Raw genomic sequence first — 16,571 nt, forward strand, 5'->3', positions numbered from 1 at the left:
TAAAAAAAGTCTCCCAATAACCTTAAACACAGTATAACCTATTGACATATAGGTTATACTGTGATATAATAGGATACAGATAAGGGAGGCGGCAGAATGGATAACATTGCATACAGAATCAATGAACTTAAAACCAAAATCGGTGAACTGCCTGTCGGGTATATATCAAAGAAAAATATAAACGGAAAAACACGGTATTATCATCAGTGGACAGAGTTTGGTAAGATAAAAAGCAAATATATTAAAGACGGAGAGCTTGAAACACTGCAAGAGCAGATAGAACTGCGGAGAAAATTGCAGAAAGAGCTGAAGGCTCTTGAAAAGGAGGTGCCGAAGATGAAAAATGTGCCTTTAACGGAATTTCACACAAAGGTGTCGGCAGGCGAAAGTCTTATGCGGATGACGGAATCGGTCAGGCGATATGAACGGCGTGACTGCTTCAAAAGTATTAAAAAATTTCTGGAATTGCCGAATGAACCGAGAATATGCGTCATATACGGTTTGAGAAGAACTGGTAAAACAACAATGCTGTTTCAGACGATACAGGATATGACGGCAGAGGATTTCTCAAAAACCGTATATATAAAAATCGAAGCCGATGATACAATGGCGGGGCTGAATAAAGATTTGCAATTGCTCTATGACAGTGGGATAAGAAATGTGTTCATAGATGAAATAACGCTGATGAGCGACTTCATAGACTCGTCCTCACTTTTATCGGATGTGTATGCGGTCATGGGTATGAAAATCATACTGTCGGGTACCGACTCGCTGGGATTCTGGCTTGCAAAAAATCAGGAGCTTTATGACAGAGCATACAGTATCCATACAACCTTTATACCGTTTCGTGAATATTCAAGACTTCTTAAAAAGGACGATATAGATGAATATATCCGATACGGGGGAACGCTCCGTGCAGGCGAAATTGATTTTGACGATGAGGATTTGCTCTCGGAGGAATCGGCATTCCGCAGTGATGAATCGACAAGGAGATACATCGATACGGCGATCAGCAAGAACATACAGCACTCGCTTGTACACTGTGAAGACGGCGGACAGTTTCGGCATCTGTACACATTATATGAAGCAGGTGAGCTGACAAGCGCTATCAACAGAATAATCGAGGATATGAACCACAGATTTATACTCGAAGTTCTGACAAGAGATTTTAAGTCAAATGATTTGAAGCTTGCGGCAAAAAATCTGCGCGGCGAGGCAAATCCCGAAAAGAGGACGGATATACTTGATGATGTTGATGTTGAAGCGGTAACTCAAAGGCTTATGGATATACTTGAAATCCGCAACAGTGAGGATAGGAAAATCGGTATAACCAAAACGCATATAGAGGAAATCAAAGAATATCTGAAAGCGCTTGACTTAATCTATTATACCTCGGTCGAAACAACAATTCCGGGGGCGGCACCTTATGATAACATAGTGTTTACACAGCCGGGAATGAGATACTGTCAGGCACAGGCGCTTGTTCATTCGCTGATGAAAGACAGTTTATTCAGCGCTCAGAGTGAGCAGATGAAAGAGCTTGTCACAAACCGTATTCTTGATGAAGTAAAGGGCAGAATGCTTGAAGATATCGTCCTTATGGAAACCGCAAAAAAATTGAATCCGAAAAGGTATAAGGTGTTTAAGCTGAAATTTGCGGCAGGAGAGTTCGATATGGTGATCTATGACCGTGAGAAAAATGTATGCGGAATTTATGAGATCAAACACAGTGATAAATCCGACGCAAACCAGTACAGGCATCTTGCAGACGCTGACAAGTGTGAGCAGACGGAGCGCAGGTTCGGGCAAATTGTGAGCAAAGCTGTGCTTTACAGAGGCGAGAGCTTTGAAACGGAAAACGGAATTGCATACCGAAATGTTGAAGAATATTTGAAAAACGATATTGTGGATTTCAGTCTTGAACAGGCTATGGACAACGACATACAAAACGGAATGGATCTGATATAAAAAACGGAATTGCCGGGCGTTTTACACTGCCCGGCTTTTTCTGTGGGAAAAGAGGAGTTGCGATTGAATGTGTTAAAACTGCTTCTCATACTGTGTATTTTAATTCTTGCATCGGTAACGGACTTTAGGAAAAGGGAAGTTCCGAACATATACATCATACTGATAATACTTACGGCGCTGATAGATTTTCGGGCATCGAATATGCTCGGAAGTGTTATATCGGTGCCTTTTTATTTTGCCCAAAAAGACGGGAAAAGTATGGGCGGAGGCGACTTGAAACTCGCTTTCGCTCTCGGCTTTTCATTGGGACTTGCAAAATCTTTAATGACCGTTATATTCGGGTGCATTGTGTTTATCACGGCAGGAGCCGTATGTGAAATTGCAAACGGAAAGAAAGGAAAGCTCTTTCCGTTTGTTCCGACGCTTACGGCAGGATATATTATTACAATTTTAATGGAGGTATTAGCTTGAAAATTCTTGAAGTATTCAAAAACAGAACCGTACTCGGCATAACCTGTATTGCCGTTTCGTTTGTCATTTGCTTTGTTGTTTCTCCGCTTTTAAGCAATACGGGCAATAAGACGGTAAATGTGGTGAGGGCCACACAGGAAATAAAAAGCGGAGATGAAATTACAAAGGATATGGTATCCGAAATTAAGATGTCAGGCACAAATCAGCCGGAAAACATTATCGGCAGCATAAAGTCGGCAGTCGGGAAGTATGCGACAATGGATATGACAAAGGGCGATTATGTTCTTGAAAGTAAAATTGCCGATACGCCGTATGTTGAAAACACATACCTTGCAGGGCTTGACGGCAGTAACCGTGCAATATCGGTAACGCTGAAAACCTTTGCAAACGGACTTTCGGGAAAACTGAAATCGGGCGATATTGTTTCAATAATCGCACCCGATTACAAAAAGACTGGAATTACCGAGGTGCCGCTTGAATTGCAGTATGTTGAGGTAATTGCCGCAACCGCAAAATCGGGCAGTGATGTGAGCGAGGATGCAGGCGATGAATCCGAGCTTCCGAGTACGGTAACACTTTTGGTGTCGGAGGAACAGTCGAAAATGCTTGCCGACCTTGAAAAGACAGGGACAATACATATGTCGCTTGTATATCGGGGAGACAGAAAAACAGCGGAGAAATTCTTAAAAACGCAGAAAGAACTAAATGACAGCCTAAAATCCGACAGCGCAGAAAACGCATCACAGCCGGAAGAAAGCGAGGCGGCAGGAGATGAAACACAGTGATAACAGAGTGCTTGCCGTGTGGGGATCGCCGTCCTGCGGCAAGACAACAATAGCCGCAAAAATTGCGGGATATATTGCGGATAAAGGCTTTGATGTCGCACTTTTGCTCTGCGATACCGATGCACCGCCGCTGCCGTTGCTTGCATCGCCGTCAGATATCGAAACAGAGAAATCTCTCGGCAGTATATTGGCGGCGGCAAGGATAACGGAAAATCTCGTTATGCAGAACGCAATAACCTTTAAGAAAAACAAGCATATTGTGGCATTCGGTCTTATGAAGGGCGAGAACTCTTTTTCCTACCCGAAATATACACAGGTGCAGGCAAAGGAACTGATAGACACACTTCGTGATATTGCGGATTTCGTTGTGATAGACTGCTCCTGTCATTTGTCTGACGATATACTCTCGACCGTGTCGCTTATCGAGGCGGACTGTGTGCTGCGGCTCATAAACTGTGATTTGAAATCAATATCATATCTTTCATCACAGTTGCCGTTGCTTGCAGACAGCAGGTTCAAAAGCGATAAACAGCTTAAAGCCGCAAACAATGTGAAAAGCATTCACTCACGGGAAAATATCGAGCAGATTATTGGCGGAGTAACCTTCACAGTTCCGCACAGCGATTTGGTGGAAAGACAGTATCTTGAAGGCGAGCTTTTGAAAGATACACCGGTAAAGAGAGAGTCAAAGGAATTTCGGGTAATGATTGAACAGATAGCCGAGGAGGTGTTTGAGCTTGATTAACCAGAATACTTCACACGATTTGTTTTTTGAACCGACAAAGGTCAGCGATTTTCCGAGCGTGCTTGAATCGGTTCAGAAATATATATCGCAGAATTATGCGTCGCTGCTCTTGGAAAAGGACAAGGACGAGGTAAAGACGCAGATAATGTTTCAGATACAAAAGTATCTGTCCGATAACAGGCTGAAAGTTGACGGTATGGATGAAAACGGGCTTGCAGATAAACTGTATACGGAAATGGCTGAGTATTCATTCCTTACAAAATACATATTCGGCAAGGGAATTGAGGAGATAAATATAAATGCTTGGAACGATATCGAGGTGTATTATTCGGGCGGAAGAAAAGAAAAACTTGACGAGCATTTTGAATCGCCGCAGCACGCAGTGAATGTGGTGAGGCGAATGCTCCATGCGTCCGGTATGGTGCTTGACAATGCGGCTCCGGCAGTTCTGGGAAGTCTTACGAAAAATATACGAATAGCCGTGCTGAAATCTCCGCTTGTGGACGATGACGCAGGTGTGAGCGCCTCTATCAGAATTGTAAATCCTATGAACTTTTCCAAACAGGATTTAATAGATTACAAAACGGCAACGGAATCTATGCTTGATTTTCTTTCACAGCTCATACGCTACGGCGTCAGCGTGTGCGTTGCCGGGGCGACAGGCAGCGGAAAAACAACCGTAGCAGGGTGGATGCTCTCCACATATCCCGATGACAAAAGAGTGTTTACCATAGAAAGCGGCAGCCGTGAGGTGTCGCTCGTAAAGACGGAAAACGGCAAGGTGGTCAACAGTATTGTTCATACGCAGACAAGACCTTCGGAGAATGAGGCACAGAACATATCGCAGGTAAAACTGCTTGATATTGCTCTGCGTTTTAATCCGAACCTTATATTTGTCGGCGAGATAAGAGATGCGGAGGCATATGTTGCACAGGAGGCAAGCAGAACGGGCGTCCCGGTGCTGACAACAATTCACTCAAACTCGTGTGAGGCAACCTACCTAAGAATGGTAACGCTGTGTAAAAGAATGTTCGACGCAGCCGATAAGACGCTTTATGATCTCGTAACAGAGGCATTTCCCATAATCGTGTATGCGAAACAGCTTGAAAACGGCGAAAGAAAAATTATGGAGATAATGGAATGCGAAATCAAAACGGACGGAGAAAGAGTTTACAGAACCATATACAGATACAATATCAGGGAAAATTATTATGACGAAACCGGCAGACTTATCATAAAAGGCGAGCATGAGTTCATCGGTGAAATATCAGAGGGGCTGAAAAAACGCCTGGTTGAAAACGGTCTGCCTAAAAGCGAACTTGAAAAAATATGCAGAAGGGAGGCGGCAGTATGCTGACATTAAGACTTTTTGCGTTTATCGCAATGGTTGTCGGAGCTTTGCGGTTAGCCGGAATACGATTGCCGGACTTGTTCAAAGCGGTGGTTTACAGGCCGAAGTCGATAAAGGAGCAGATAGACGAGGCAACCAATAAGAAAAAGAAAAACTTTATACGGCGTGAAATCGAGGAAATAACCGATATTCTTAAAATGACGGGGCGAGAAGATAAAATCCCCGTTGTTTTTATTATCTGCGGAGTATTCGCAATAGCGGGGGCGGTCTTGGCGGCGCTGTTTGATAATGCGTATATGATACCTCCGCTTGCAATCGGAATGATGTTCATACCCGTGTGGTATATAAAGCTCACGGCAAGCCACTACAAAAAAGACGTTTCGGAGGAGCTTGAAACGGCTCTGTCGATTATAACCACGGCATATATCCGAAACGAGGATATTGTAACCGCTGTTGAGGAAAACATATCATATCTCAATGCACCGATAAAAGATGTTTTTACGGATTTTCTTGTTCAGTTAAAACTGATCGACTCGGACACCGATAAAGCAATATTGAGCCTCAAAGAAAAGATTGACAATGATGTGTTCCACGAATGGTGCGACGCACTTTTACTGTGTCAGCAGGATAGAGGACTGAAAACAACATTGAGTCCTATTGTCGCAAAGCTCTCGGATATCCGTGTGGTAAATTCGGAGCTTGAACTGCTGCTCGCAGAGCCTCGCAAAGAATTTATCATAATGGCAATTCTGGTGGCAGCCAATATCCCTATTATGTATTTCCTGAATAAGGACTGGTACAATGTCTTAATGCATACGGCAGTCGGGAAAATGGTGCTGGCATTGGATATATCCGCAATCTTTATATCATCGGCATTTGTGGTAAAGCTGACAAGACCGATAGAGTTCAGGAGGTGATTGGTATGCAAAATACAAAGTTATGTCCGAAATGTCAGGTCGGAGCTGATGCGTATAAGCTCGATCCCAAAGAGCCGATGTGTCTGTATCTGCACTGTCATAACGGAGAAAAATGCTCAATGTTCAAAGAAATGACCGGAGGCGATGACAAATGAGAGTGATAATTCTTATGGCCGGAATTGCCTTCGGTCTTTATTTTATCATAGCGGATATACTGAAAATACCGTATCTTAAAGCGTCAAAAGCGATAATGAATATGGGCAGGAAAGACCGCAGACTTACAACGGTAATCGAGGCAGTGATAATGGATTTGAGCATTAAGCTGTCGAGATTTATACCTATGGATATGTACAGAAAAAACAGACTTGCGGCAACGCTGAAAGCCGCCGGAATAAGTATGACTCCGGAATGCTATCAGGCGCACGCAATCATAAAGGCATTGGCAGTCGGGCTTTTGATACTGCCGTGCCTTTTAATATTTCCGCTTATTTCGGCGGCTGTGGTTGTGCTTGCGGTGCTTGTGTACTTTAAGGAAATACAAAAGGCGGAAAAGCATATGGAATCACGCAGAGAAGAAATTGAAACAGAGCTTTTAAGATTTGTTTCAACGGTGGAGCAGGAGCTTGCGTCAAGCCGTGATGTGCTTTCAATTCTGGAAGGGTTCAAAAAGAATACTGCTCCGGCATTTGCTGATGAGCTTGGAATTACCTGCGCGGATATGCGTTCGGGCGGATACGAGGTGGCGCTGATGAGAATGGAGGCGAGAGTTAATTCTCCGCAGCTTTCCGAAGTTGTGCGAGGACTCATATCCGTAATCCGTGGCGATAACGGAAAGATGTATTTTCAGATGCTTTCGCACGACTTCAAACAGATGGAACTTCGAAAGCTGAAAGCAAAGGCGCAGAAAATACCCGGAAAAATCCGTGTGTTCTCGATAATTATGCTGATGTGCTTTCTGGCAACATATCTGATAGTCATAGCCTATCAGATCATTCAGTCGATAGGCGTTATGTTTTAGGAGGTAACGATGATGAACAGAGAAGAATTGTTTTATAAAAAACTGACAGAGGAATACGATACATTTATGGAAGAAATCCGTGATTGGACTTCGGAGAAGGTGGTTGAAAATTCTGAATACATTGCCGATTACAGAAATATATACGAATATCTTATGAGGGACAAGCCGATAAATGAAAACACAAACCTTGAACATTTTCTAAAAATGAACACACCGATAAAAACAATATGTGAGATTTTTCAGGAGAACAAACCACCCATTTATGATTTGGTCAATCCGACAATATGGAACATTGGTGAAAAAGAAATATTTGATGCTGATTACAGCGAAATAAAGGCGAGATTTATGCAGAGAATCGAGGAAAATTATAACGAAATGGCAAATCCGATGTGGGGCAAAAATGTATATAACGATTTATATATGCTCTGCGATTATATGAAAAACCATATTGGCAAAGCAAGCGAAGCGGATATTAAAATTCTTATGCAGTTTGAAAATCCGCTGAAACTGATTAAGGAAATGCCGGTCTGGGACAATAACTGCGGCGATAAAATTGCGGCAGCGGCAAGATTTGTGCAATGGTCGGATGTATTGACAATGCCGTATGAACTTGATTCTGAAAATGTAATCAGGGAATCGGTTTACAGGCACGATGCGATTACCGATTTAATTAGCATTGTTCCGAAGCATGACTTTAATACAACGATGCAGTGGATTGATTTTTACAGGAATTTGGACAGTGAAAGCGATGCCGCTGCAGAAATAAATAACCCTTACGAAAAGTTTATAGATGCAATGAAGGAAATAGCTGATAATAACAGTGAGCAAACCTTACAGGAATTATATTATATGTCATGGGAGCATCAATTGCTTGAAAATGAACTTGTTGAGGCTGCAAAATATCTTGATAACGGTGGAAACATCGAAAAGGTTGCAAAGCTTGCCAAGTATGGGTATTTTGATACACCTTATGAAGAGAATCCCATATCGGCAGATGAATTTTTAGAACAGAATAATCCAAGCGGAATGAGTATGATGTAGGAGGTGAAAGGCTGTGACGCGGTATGAATTTATGCGGAAAAGGCTGAAAGATAAAAGAGGCAGCGGATACATAGACGTTGCGGTTATCGTGCTATCTGCGATTTTGGTAATCGCACTGGCAACAAGCGTGTTTCCGGTATATATAGCAAAATCGCAGCTTGACAGTTTTACGCAGGAATTATGCCGTGAAGCCGAGATATGCGGAAAAGTCGGAAGTGAAACCTCAAGCCGTGAACTTACGCTAAAAGAGCGGCTCGGAATTTCTCCGAATGTGGAATGGTCAAAATCAGGTGCAATTCAGCTGAATGAGGAATTTACCGTGACGGCAACATTGGAGTATGATATCGGATTCGGAGCATTTGCGTCATTTCCGATAACACTTGCCTCAAAGGCAATCGGAAAGAGTGAGGTGTATCACAAATGAAAAGGTTTAATAACAAAGGCAACGCAACTGTTCTTGCCGTTTCTGTGTGTCTTGCCATAATCTTTGTAATGTGTGTGATTTTTGAGTATATGCAGATGCTGATCATAACCACAGGTATAAGAAATGCGGTCGAGTCGGCGGCAGTGTCAACGGTGGTGGCAAACTATGATGAAACATACAGTCAGCTTCGGGAAGGCTATAGCGGCGGATATGTATATCAGGATACAGCGTTTACCGAAAGTATAGATACGGGAAATATCTATACGCGCCTTGATTCGCTTCTCGCTTTGACAGAAAACGGAGATGAGCATATTAAACGGCGCGGTGACGGTACGGTTGAGTACAGTATATCAAATATGCGGCTGGAATTTGAGAATACCGATTATGCACCGGGGATTGCTGCAAAGAACTTGAATGCAACCGTGTACCTTGACGTGAAAATTCCTGTCAGATACGGCGGAAGAATAATTGCGACACTTGCACCGACAATGCGCGTGAAGGCATCGTATGCCCCAAAGTTTTAGAACTGTGCGTCAAATGCCGAGAGTGATATATGTTGCTTGTGCCGAAAAATTGCACACAGATAATATCTTCGTAGACTTTTGAAAACTTGTGTGGTATGTTTGTGGTGAAATCAGAAAGGGTGATTTGAATGAAAAAGAAAACAAGAATTGTCTTGATAGGAACAGCGGTAATACTGCTGTCGGTTATATCCGGTGTGGTTGTTTATAAAAACACGATTCCCAATAAGCCACCGGAAATTATAACGGAAAACGAGACTGAAAAATTAAACTCAAATGTGACTGTAGACATCAACACGGAACGGGAGGATATTCCGGAATATAGGGAAATCACGGACGAAGAAACAGGGGAAACGGTGATTGCCGAGGTACAGAAGAACGAACCTCCCGAAATAAAACCGACAACACCTCCCGAAAAGCCGAAATCCGAGGATAGCTATACCAATCCTGAAAAGCCGCCGGAATATAAAAAGGAGCAGACGGTCGTTGAGAAAAAGGTTGAAACAAATTCCGAAACAAATAAAAAACAGACCTCCGAAAAAGGGAAGGTATATGTAGACGGATTCGGATATGTTGATAAAGCGGGAGAAACAAAAACACAGACCGGAGTATCTGACGGCGACATCAATAAAATGGTCGGATCTATGGATTGAGGCAAAAAAGAAGGAGGAAACATATGAAACGGATTATTGTGTTTATATTGACGGCAATAATGCTGTTTAGCATAACAGTCAGTGTTTATGCGGTAGGCGATGGCAATGTGGATAACGGCGGAGGCGGAATGGGTTCGGGAACATCAACGGATAAGTGGATACCCGGCGAGGAGGGCGTCAGGGTAACTGTTGTCAGAAAGTCTGACGGTGCGCAGGTGTCGCAGTCATTTGATATGACAAATATCAATTTAAGAAGCAATGTATACACCTTTGGAATATACAGTAAGCTGAAGTACAGAAACGGAGATGTTTCCCTCGTGCTTGAAGCGGCCGATTACACGGTTGTAAGGCCGACAATATCAATGCCGAAGATTATCTCATCGGGAAGCGGTGCGACAAGCATAGAGGCAATTAAACGGTATTTTTGCAGCGAATATGCGGTAAAGCTCGTTGCAAATGTATGCGGAATAGAATATGCCACACTCATAAACGGTCAATACAAGATATTGATTGAGCCTGTGGCATATTTTTTGTTTAAGGGAAACTATTTCGCTATGAGCGCACATCAGGCGGCTTTGTATGACCAGATGTTAAGCGGCGGACTTCGTGCGAAAATGGTCAGCCTGACTCATAAAAATTTACCGTTGGCAATGTTTTTGGAGCGAGCAGATTTGGGGTATCCGGCGTGGACAGGCTCAACAACGAAAGCGGTGTCAAATGATACAATTATAAACTTTCTCGGTCTTGGTGTTGTCAGATTTACAGATGAGCCTATCCCCGATGAATCCATAGAAACGCCGACAGATGACGGCTGGTGGTTTGGTTTTGGGTGGCTGTATGGCGGAGACGGAAATCCTGCCGGTCCGCAGTATGCGTACAGAACGGATACGGATGTTATCACTTCAATCAAGGTAACGGCAGATAAGGAATATAACCCGGACAATCCGCTGACTGCGCGGTTCGTGATAAACGGAAATAATTATCTGGTCGAAAACATTGTAATACCCGAAGGTGAGTCGCAGCTCATATGGGTGAAATGGCACACGCCGGCAGAACCCGGAGAGGTGCCGATTCGTGTAACGGTTGGAGGCAGAACGAGAAGCACAAGGGCGTTAATTGAAAAGATCGAGGATAATGAGCCGCCCGATCCGAAAGCCAATGACAGAAACGATTTATTTCAAATGCCGGAAGTGCCGGCACAAACCGAAACACAAATTCTTTCTTGGGGTGTTTGGTCGGCATCGTGGCATACTCATTGGGAATGGATTTCAAATTGGGAATGGACAGGTACCCGTTGGGTGGATAACGGTCAATGGGTAGACAACGGTTGGTACGATTTCACATTTAACAGATATTCGGCAAAACTGAACGCTGTGCAAAGTATAACTCCCGATTCAAAGGTTCCGACATCGGTCGGAAACAAGATGAAATCGGGGTATGGTTTCAATACCTCGCTTGAATGCAGCATTGAAACAAATGCTCCGAAAAGAGCATATACAGAGGCACAGACGACACAAATGTTTTTCCCGGAATTTGATTATGGCACATATTTCAGAGTGCCTGACAGAAATGTGCTTGCTTACAAATCAACATTCAAATTCAAAGAAAACAGATATTCCACATACAAAAGCAGGTCGCATTTTACACCGGTGTGGTTTCCGGACGGGACATATAAAACATACACTTTTGTGTATGATGCGTGGACTCCTGCCGGAATGTTAAGGGTAAATAAGACGGCGTCGCTTGAAATTGTCGGAAATCTGTTTGAAGATTGGCATATAGCGCCTAAAAAATGAGGAGGATTTATATTATGAAAATTAAAAGATTAGCGGTTGTAATTATGGCTTTAACAATTCTTGCAGTAACAGCGGTTTCGGTATATGCGGCAGGCGATGTTGCGTCGGCGGTTGAAAGTACATGGACAACGGCAAGGGGACAGATAAAGACAGTGGTAAACAATGTTGTGTTTCCCGTGCTGGATTTGATTCTGGCGGTGTTTTTCTTTGTGAAACTCGGCAGTGCATATTTTGATTACCGAAAAAGCGGTCAGTTTGAATGGACTGCGCCTGCAATCCTGTTTGCGTGTCTGGTGTTTGTTTTAACCGCTCCGACATATCTTTGGAGCATACTCGGAATGTAAGAAAAAAGAGCCGGCTGTGCAGCGATGCACAGTCGGTAACTTATATACGGAATGAGAGGTAGGATAAATGAACACAACATTTGAAAATGAGCTTCGGAAAGTCTTTGATAAGGTACCGAATCTTGAAAACAAAAAGTATGTCGGCAGAGCATTTTATGCAAGTATAGACAAAGATATAAAGCTAAAAGCTGAATTCATATCTACAAAAACGCACGAAAGATTTGATGCTATGAAAATCAGAGTTCTGCATAAGGGTGAAGGAGAGCTTGAAACCAATACAATAAGGTTAAAGGAAATATGGGGAATGAAACCGGTCAGGAACGGAAATTTTACAAACGGTGTTTCGCCGCATATGTGGATTTATAACGGCAGGCTCGAATGGTATGCATATACTCCCAACACCGCTGATTATGCTAAACTTGCAGATCAGATTACAGACTATGCGGAGGTCTTTCAGGACGAAGATATGCACATAGAAATGAACGGTATGAGTATGTAAAGGGGTGAGTAATATTGAATGATAAAGAAAAATATCCGTTGCTTATAGGACGTTCGATGATAGGTAACAGGCGTTTGCATAATACAGATGAGGCTGCTGACTTTATATGTATGAGTGCCGAATACGGAGATACAACCATTACTGATGTTAACGGTATAACGGTATTAACCACATACGGAATGTATATTGATAAAGCCGTAGACACGGAATACAGAGACGAACTGCTGAAAGCACTGAAACCAAAACAGGAAGAATTGGTCGGTGCGGAAAACTGTCTGATAAACGGCGGAGAAAAGGAATATGCGCAAAATCTTGACCGAACGGCAGAGAAATATCTCAAAACAGAAGCATATAAAAACGATTTTGCAGAGATAAGAGGGATATATAACCGGACACAGGAGAATAAATCCGATGAGGAAATCAAACAGATGGTAATCGGAAGATTTAAGACACAGTGTATCAAAGAGGACAATACCAAACGGCATCAAAAGATAAAAGCAATGGTCAAGGAGTATCTTAACTCCGCTGAATTTGAAACGGATTTCAATACTGAAATTAACAATTATATAGCACGAGGAGAAGAAGTTCCGCCGGACAGACAAATTCGAGAAATGTTAAATGAAGAGCGTTATCAGAGGTATCGGCGGGAAATGTTCTGTGAGGAAAACGGGCATAGCCGGCACGAAGTAAATCCGGATATTGAAAACGGCACAAGCGATATGGAATGCAACTGTTGCGGCGGAAGTCAAACAATAGGTTGGATGTAGACCGAGGAGGTGATGAAACTTGTTTGTTTTCGATTGGTTTTTAGACTGGATTTACGGCAAAGTAATGGGGTTTATTCAGACATTTTTCACATATATAAGCGGTATGGGCGCAGAAATATTCGAATTGCCGTGGATACAGGCGGTAATAGAATTTTTCAGGCTGTTCGGCTGGTCGATGTATGTTGTGGCATTGGTGGTTGCGGTGTTTGATACGGCAATCGCCTGGCAGAACGGTCAAGGAAATATAAAGGACGCTGCATTGGGAGCAATCAAAGGTTTTATGGCAGTAAACTTATTTACTGTCGTGCCGATAGAGTTATATAAGCTGTCAATAGAGGTTCAAAATAGTCTCGGACAAGCAATGTCGGGGCTATACAGCGGTTCGCTTTCCGATTTGTCGGAGTTATCGTCAGCGCAGCTTTTGCCATTCCAATCCGAAATTAATCCGTTTAATTTATTTACCATAATTGCTTTGGGTTATGCGGTAACAAAGGTGTTTTTCGCAAATATCAAGCGAGGCGGCATTATAATGACAAACATTGCGGTTGGAAGCCTGTATATATTTGGACTGACAAGAGGGCATTATGACGGCTTTGTAGATTGGTGCAAACAGGTGATAGCAATATGCGTGACGGCATTTCTGCAAAATTCGCTTTTGTTTGCCGGACTTCTGACATTCGGCGATCATATGCTTTTGGGACTCGGAATAATGCTTGCGGCAAATGAGGTGCCGAGGATAGCCGACAGATTCGGACTTGACACATCATCAAAAGTTAATATTATGAGTACATATTATGCAACGCAGGCGGCGGTACGCACAACACAAGCAGTAATGAAGGCTGTATCAAAATAACTGTGTTAAATCATACAAAAATTGTCGTAACCACTTGACAATATTTCGGTATAGCGATATAATAAATATATATAATATATTTGTGGTGATGTAAGATGAACATAAACGAAATATTGAAAGAGAAGAATATGACGAAGTATCGCCTTGCAAAATTGAGTGGAGTTCCAAATGCAACACTCAGCGAACTTTGCAGCGGAAAAACAAGCATTGAAAAGTGTTCGGGAGAAACGCTGTACAGGATATCAAAAGCGCTTGGCGTATCGATGGAATCGCTGGTAAAAGAGGCTGTTTTGCAAAAAGAGGTTGAAAAAAATCTTGAAAAGACATACGAGTGTGCGCTGCCGCAATACCTTCAGCACGACCTTGACGAGTACAAAAGGGGCTTAAAGGAAGGTTCAACTCTTATGGATTGCTTGTGGGGTGAGCTTTACGGCAGTATCAATATCGCAGAGATAAATGATGGTGCCATAACACACGACCATGCGGAATATTTAAGAAATAAATATTTGAGGTAATAAAATGGAAAGTGCCGCAGAATGAAGAACTGACAATGAGTATGTAAATTACAACTGAATAATTTAATTTGGAGATTGCAAAAAAAAGCAGTCTCCTTTTTTGTTGCCCAAAAATAATCGTAAGGAGTGATAGGTAATGTATATATACCCGGATAACTTAAAATCAAAGGCCGTAATGTGGCTGTGGGAACTGAAAGATTTGGGGATTATTGCGGTAGGAACGCTAATTTCCATATTAGCTCTCACGCAGACGGGAATTATGATACCGCTTGCTGTTACGGCAGGATATGCGGTGTTGTCAATAAGGCTTGACGACACTTCAATAAAGCAGTTTATCGTGAATGCATGGAAATACTGTGTCGGAGTTCAGCAGTATTATGAATGGAGGTACACAGATGAGTAAAAAAAGAAAAGAGGAAAAGCAGAGGGCATCAACAAGGCAGCTTATAGGGGTAAAGGAGATAAGCGATTTTTCAATCGTTACATATGAACACGGCGAGCTTGTGTTTTTTCTGATAAAGCCGTCAAATATATCGGTGCTGTCGGAGGAGAGCATTAAAGCGAGAGTGTATGCGCTTATGAATGTTCTGAAAGGAATGGCTGAGATTGAGATGTGTGCATACAACAGCCGTGAAAATTTCGATGGCAACAAGCGAAATCTCAAAAAGAGAATAAATGAGGAAAAAAACTATATTGTAAGACAGCTTCTTGAAAAGGATATGGAGCATCTCGACAGTATTCAGATTCAAACGGCAACGGCAAGAGAGTTTTCTATTGTGGTACGGCTTATCAATCAGAATGAAAAGGAGCTTATTCCGTATCTGAACAGAATAGAGAAAACACTCAAGGAACAGGGCTTTGCAATAAGACGAGCGGAAACGGAAGATATAAAGAGACTGCTCGCCATATATTTGGTATCCGTTTTGGGCGGTGTTTCCCGGTAATATATTTCGGGGTAGTTGCCGTCCGAAAATTTCTTCTCGATCTTACCTTTATAATATTTGATTTGCGCCCTTACCATGTTCATGTTTGAACCGTCAGCCCAAAACGGATCGGAGCCACCCTCGGTTTTAAGCCTGTCCCATCTTTCAAAGCGTTCCTCCAAGCATTCTTTTAAATCAATCTCCGGTTCTTTTCTCGCCATAATTATCACCCCTTATAGCCGTATTCACACACTCATTCCCTGCATTCCCTGCGATAATGACGGCTCTGACATTTCTTCCTCGGTTTTGATGTAATATGTATTTGAATACTCCCAGAAATGAACATATATATTCCCGTCCGAGGTTGATATTTCGCGCTGTTCAAAGCCCTCACCCCAGCCGTCCGAAAATTGTCCGACGCAGTATTCTTTAAGATTGTCAAGTTCCTCCGCATCCAAGTTTTCTGTGAGCAGACATTTTGCAACTCCAAGCAGTTTCCCGTTATACATTTCCACTGCCGGGGTAATCTTATATACTTTTTCCTTAACCTTTCCTGCATCAAGATATTCTGCCAAGCCCCGTTCCGTTTCAAACCTGTTTTCACGCTGAACAGCTTCTCTGATTTCGGCAACATAATCGTTTTCGTCCACGCTCTCCTCCGCATCACACTCATAATCCCATCTTGTCACATTGAGCGGAACATATAAGTTTAGTTCGATGTTTGCCCTTTGCCTCATTTCCATAGTCTGCTGTTTTTTTATGTATTCGCCGACCTGCGGCGCATATGCCTTGTATCTTGCATAGTCATACCCCTGAGTGTCAACCATAAGTCCGTCACCGTTTTTGTTGATTATGAGAATACCGTTTGTATATTTATCGCTTCGCTCGTAATTTTTCTTATTGTATTCTTTCAAAATATCGGAATACTCGCCGTTTCGGATTATTTCAAACTCGCTGTCTTGTACATATACAACCTCGTC

General features: G+C 42.6%; 21 protein-coding genes. 20 read left to right on the forward strand and 1 reads right to left on the reverse strand.

What is annotated here, in order from left to right:
* Window positions 1–96: 96 nt before the first annotated feature.
* From H8706_RS08850 to H8706_RS08945, 20 genes are all read left to right on the forward strand, one after another.
* Window positions 97–1,968 carry an AAA family ATPase gene (locus tag H8706_RS08850; RefSeq protein WP_262432338.1) on the forward strand — a complete coding sequence of 624 codons (1,872 nt, stop codon included), beginning with the start codon at window positions 97–99 and terminating at the stop codon, window positions 1,966–1,968.
* A 69-nt stretch (window positions 1,969–2,037) separates the two neighbouring features.
* Window positions 2,038–2,439 carry a prepilin peptidase gene (locus tag H8706_RS08855; RefSeq protein WP_262432359.1) on the forward strand — a complete coding sequence of 134 codons (402 nt, stop codon included), beginning with the start codon at window positions 2,038–2,040 and terminating at the stop codon, window positions 2,437–2,439.
* A complete protein-coding gene (cpaB, locus tag H8706_RS08860) occupies window positions 2,436–3,224 on the forward strand; it encodes a Flp pilus assembly protein CpaB (protein WP_262432339.1) in 789 nt (262 codons plus the stop codon). The genes H8706_RS08855 and cpaB overlap by 4 nt, the downstream gene beginning before the upstream one ends.
* Complete coding sequence (locus H8706_RS08865; protein WP_262432340.1) at window positions 3,211–3,969, forward strand: ParA family protein; 759 nt, start codon at window positions 3,211–3,213, stop codon at window positions 3,967–3,969. Before cpaB ends, H8706_RS08865 begins: the two co-directional genes overlap by 14 nt.
* The gene (locus tag H8706_RS08870) at window positions 3,962–5,326 is read left to right on the forward strand and encodes a CpaF/VirB11 family protein (protein ID WP_262432341.1); all 1,365 of its coding nucleotides are present in this window, start codon (window positions 3,962–3,964) and stop codon (window positions 5,324–5,326) included. Before H8706_RS08865 ends, H8706_RS08870 begins: the two co-directional genes overlap by 8 nt.
* Window positions 5,320–6,237 carry a type II secretion system F family protein gene (locus tag H8706_RS08875; protein WP_262432342.1) on the forward strand — a complete coding sequence of 306 codons (918 nt, stop codon included), beginning with the start codon at window positions 5,320–5,322 and terminating at the stop codon, window positions 6,235–6,237. Before H8706_RS08870 ends, H8706_RS08875 begins: the two co-directional genes overlap by 7 nt.
* A gap of 5 nt (window positions 6,238–6,242) precedes the next feature.
* The gene (locus H8706_RS08880; RefSeq protein WP_262432343.1) at window positions 6,243–6,392 is read left to right on the forward strand and encodes a hypothetical protein; all 150 of its coding nucleotides are present in this window, start codon (window positions 6,243–6,245) and stop codon (window positions 6,390–6,392) included.
* A complete protein-coding gene (locus H8706_RS08885; RefSeq protein WP_262432344.1) occupies window positions 6,389–7,255 on the forward strand; it encodes a secretion protein F in 867 nt (288 codons plus the stop codon). The genes H8706_RS08880 and H8706_RS08885 overlap by 4 nt, the downstream gene beginning before the upstream one ends.
* 12 nt (window positions 7,256–7,267) lie before the next feature.
* Entirely contained in the window at window positions 7,268–8,296 is a 1,029-nt protein-coding gene (locus H8706_RS08890) for a hypothetical protein (protein WP_262432345.1), read from the forward strand.
* A 31-nt stretch (window positions 8,297–8,327) separates the two neighbouring features.
* Window positions 8,328–8,720 (forward strand): DUF4320 family protein, encoded by a 393-nt coding sequence (locus H8706_RS08895; protein ID WP_262432360.1) that lies wholly within the window; start codon window positions 8,328–8,330, stop codon window positions 8,718–8,720.
* Window positions 8,717–9,244 (forward strand): hypothetical protein, encoded by a 528-nt coding sequence (locus H8706_RS08900; protein ID WP_262432346.1) that lies wholly within the window; start codon window positions 8,717–8,719, stop codon window positions 9,242–9,244. Before H8706_RS08895 ends, H8706_RS08900 begins: the two co-directional genes overlap by 4 nt.
* A 128-nt stretch (window positions 9,245–9,372) precedes the next feature.
* Window positions 9,373–9,894 carry a DUF6550 family protein gene (locus tag H8706_RS08905; protein ID WP_262432347.1) on the forward strand — a complete coding sequence of 174 codons (522 nt, stop codon included), beginning with the start codon at window positions 9,373–9,375 and terminating at the stop codon, window positions 9,892–9,894.
* A 23-nt stretch (window positions 9,895–9,917) separates the two neighbouring features.
* Window positions 9,918–11,690 (forward strand): hypothetical protein, encoded by a 1,773-nt coding sequence (locus H8706_RS08910; protein WP_262432348.1) that lies wholly within the window; start codon window positions 9,918–9,920, stop codon window positions 11,688–11,690.
* Window positions 11,691–11,704: 14 nt separating this feature from the next.
* Complete coding sequence (locus H8706_RS08915) at window positions 11,705–12,034, forward strand: DUF3852 domain-containing protein (protein ID WP_262432349.1); 330 nt, start codon at window positions 11,705–11,707, stop codon at window positions 12,032–12,034.
* A gap of 67 nt (window positions 12,035–12,101) precedes the next feature.
* A complete protein-coding gene (locus tag H8706_RS08920; protein WP_262432350.1) occupies window positions 12,102–12,533 on the forward strand; it encodes a hypothetical protein in 432 nt (143 codons plus the stop codon).
* Between the two features lie 14 nt (window positions 12,534–12,547).
* Window positions 12,548–13,300: a hypothetical protein gene (locus tag H8706_RS08925; RefSeq protein ID WP_262432351.1), complete on the forward strand. Its 753-nt coding sequence runs from the start codon at window positions 12,548–12,550 to the stop codon at window positions 13,298–13,300.
* Window positions 13,301–13,319: 19 nt separating this feature from the next.
* A complete protein-coding gene (locus H8706_RS08930; protein ID WP_262432352.1) occupies window positions 13,320–14,153 on the forward strand; it encodes a conjugal transfer protein TrbL family protein in 834 nt (277 codons plus the stop codon).
* 95 nt (window positions 14,154–14,248) lie between these two features.
* A complete protein-coding gene (locus H8706_RS08935; protein ID WP_262432353.1) occupies window positions 14,249–14,668 on the forward strand; it encodes a helix-turn-helix transcriptional regulator in 420 nt (139 codons plus the stop codon).
* 136 nt (window positions 14,669–14,804) lie between these two features.
* Window positions 14,805–15,071: a hypothetical protein gene (locus tag H8706_RS08940; RefSeq protein WP_262432354.1), complete on the forward strand. Its 267-nt coding sequence runs from the start codon at window positions 14,805–14,807 to the stop codon at window positions 15,069–15,071.
* A complete protein-coding gene (locus tag H8706_RS08945) occupies window positions 15,064–15,612 on the forward strand; it encodes a hypothetical protein (RefSeq protein WP_262432355.1) in 549 nt (182 codons plus the stop codon). Before H8706_RS08940 ends, H8706_RS08945 begins: the two co-directional genes overlap by 8 nt.
* A 224-nt stretch (window positions 15,613–15,836) precedes the next feature.
* On the opposite strand, the gene H8706_RS08950 is transcribed toward H8706_RS08945, so the two are convergent.
* Window positions 15,837–16,571: hypothetical protein (locus H8706_RS08950; protein WP_262432356.1), on the reverse strand; the 735-nt coding region annotated here is incomplete at its 5' end.

Source organism: Qingrenia yutianensis, from assembly GCF_014385105.1.
In the GTDB taxonomy this organism is placed as follows: Bacteria; Bacillota; Clostridia; order UMGS1810; family UMGS1810; genus Qingrenia; species Qingrenia yutianensis.

Excerpts from the sequence above, each read along its gene's own strand:
- H8706_RS08850 (WP_262432338.1), top strand. The coding sequence starts at position 97 with ATGGATAACATTGCATACAGAATCAATGAACTTAAAACCAAAATCGGT.
- H8706_RS08865 (WP_262432340.1), top strand. The coding sequence starts at position 3,211 with ATGAAACACAGTGATAACAGAGTGCTTGCCGTGTGGGGATCGCCGTCC.
- H8706_RS08875 (WP_262432342.1), top strand. The coding sequence starts at position 5,320 with ATGCTGACATTAAGACTTTTTGCGTTTATCGCAATGGTTGTCGGAGCT.
- H8706_RS08880 (WP_262432343.1), top strand. The coding sequence starts at position 6,243 with ATGCAAAATACAAAGTTATGTCCGAAATGTCAGGTCGGAGCTGATGCG.
- H8706_RS08885 (WP_262432344.1), top strand. The coding sequence starts at position 6,389 with ATGAGAGTGATAATTCTTATGGCCGGAATTGCCTTCGGTCTTTATTTT.
- H8706_RS08890 (WP_262432345.1), top strand. The coding sequence starts at position 7,268 with ATGAACAGAGAAGAATTGTTTTATAAAAAACTGACAGAGGAATACGAT.
- H8706_RS08895 (WP_262432360.1), top strand. The coding sequence starts at position 8,328 with ATGCGGAAAAGGCTGAAAGATAAAAGAGGCAGCGGATACATAGACGTT.
- H8706_RS08900 (WP_262432346.1), top strand. The coding sequence starts at position 8,717 with ATGAAAAGGTTTAATAACAAAGGCAACGCAACTGTTCTTGCCGTTTCT.
- H8706_RS08905 (WP_262432347.1), top strand. The coding sequence starts at position 9,373 with ATGAAAAAGAAAACAAGAATTGTCTTGATAGGAACAGCGGTAATACTG.
- H8706_RS08910 (WP_262432348.1), top strand. The coding sequence starts at position 9,918 with ATGAAACGGATTATTGTGTTTATATTGACGGCAATAATGCTGTTTAGC.
- H8706_RS08915 (WP_262432349.1), top strand. The coding sequence starts at position 11,705 with ATGAAAATTAAAAGATTAGCGGTTGTAATTATGGCTTTAACAATTCTT.
- H8706_RS08920 (WP_262432350.1), top strand. The coding sequence starts at position 12,102 with ATGAACACAACATTTGAAAATGAGCTTCGGAAAGTCTTTGATAAGGTA.
- H8706_RS08935 (WP_262432353.1), top strand. The coding sequence starts at position 14,249 with ATGAACATAAACGAAATATTGAAAGAGAAGAATATGACGAAGTATCGC.
- H8706_RS08940 (WP_262432354.1), top strand. The coding sequence starts at position 14,805 with ATGTATATATACCCGGATAACTTAAAATCAAAGGCCGTAATGTGGCTG.
- H8706_RS08945 (WP_262432355.1), top strand. The coding sequence starts at position 15,064 with ATGAGTAAAAAAAGAAAAGAGGAAAAGCAGAGGGCATCAACAAGGCAG.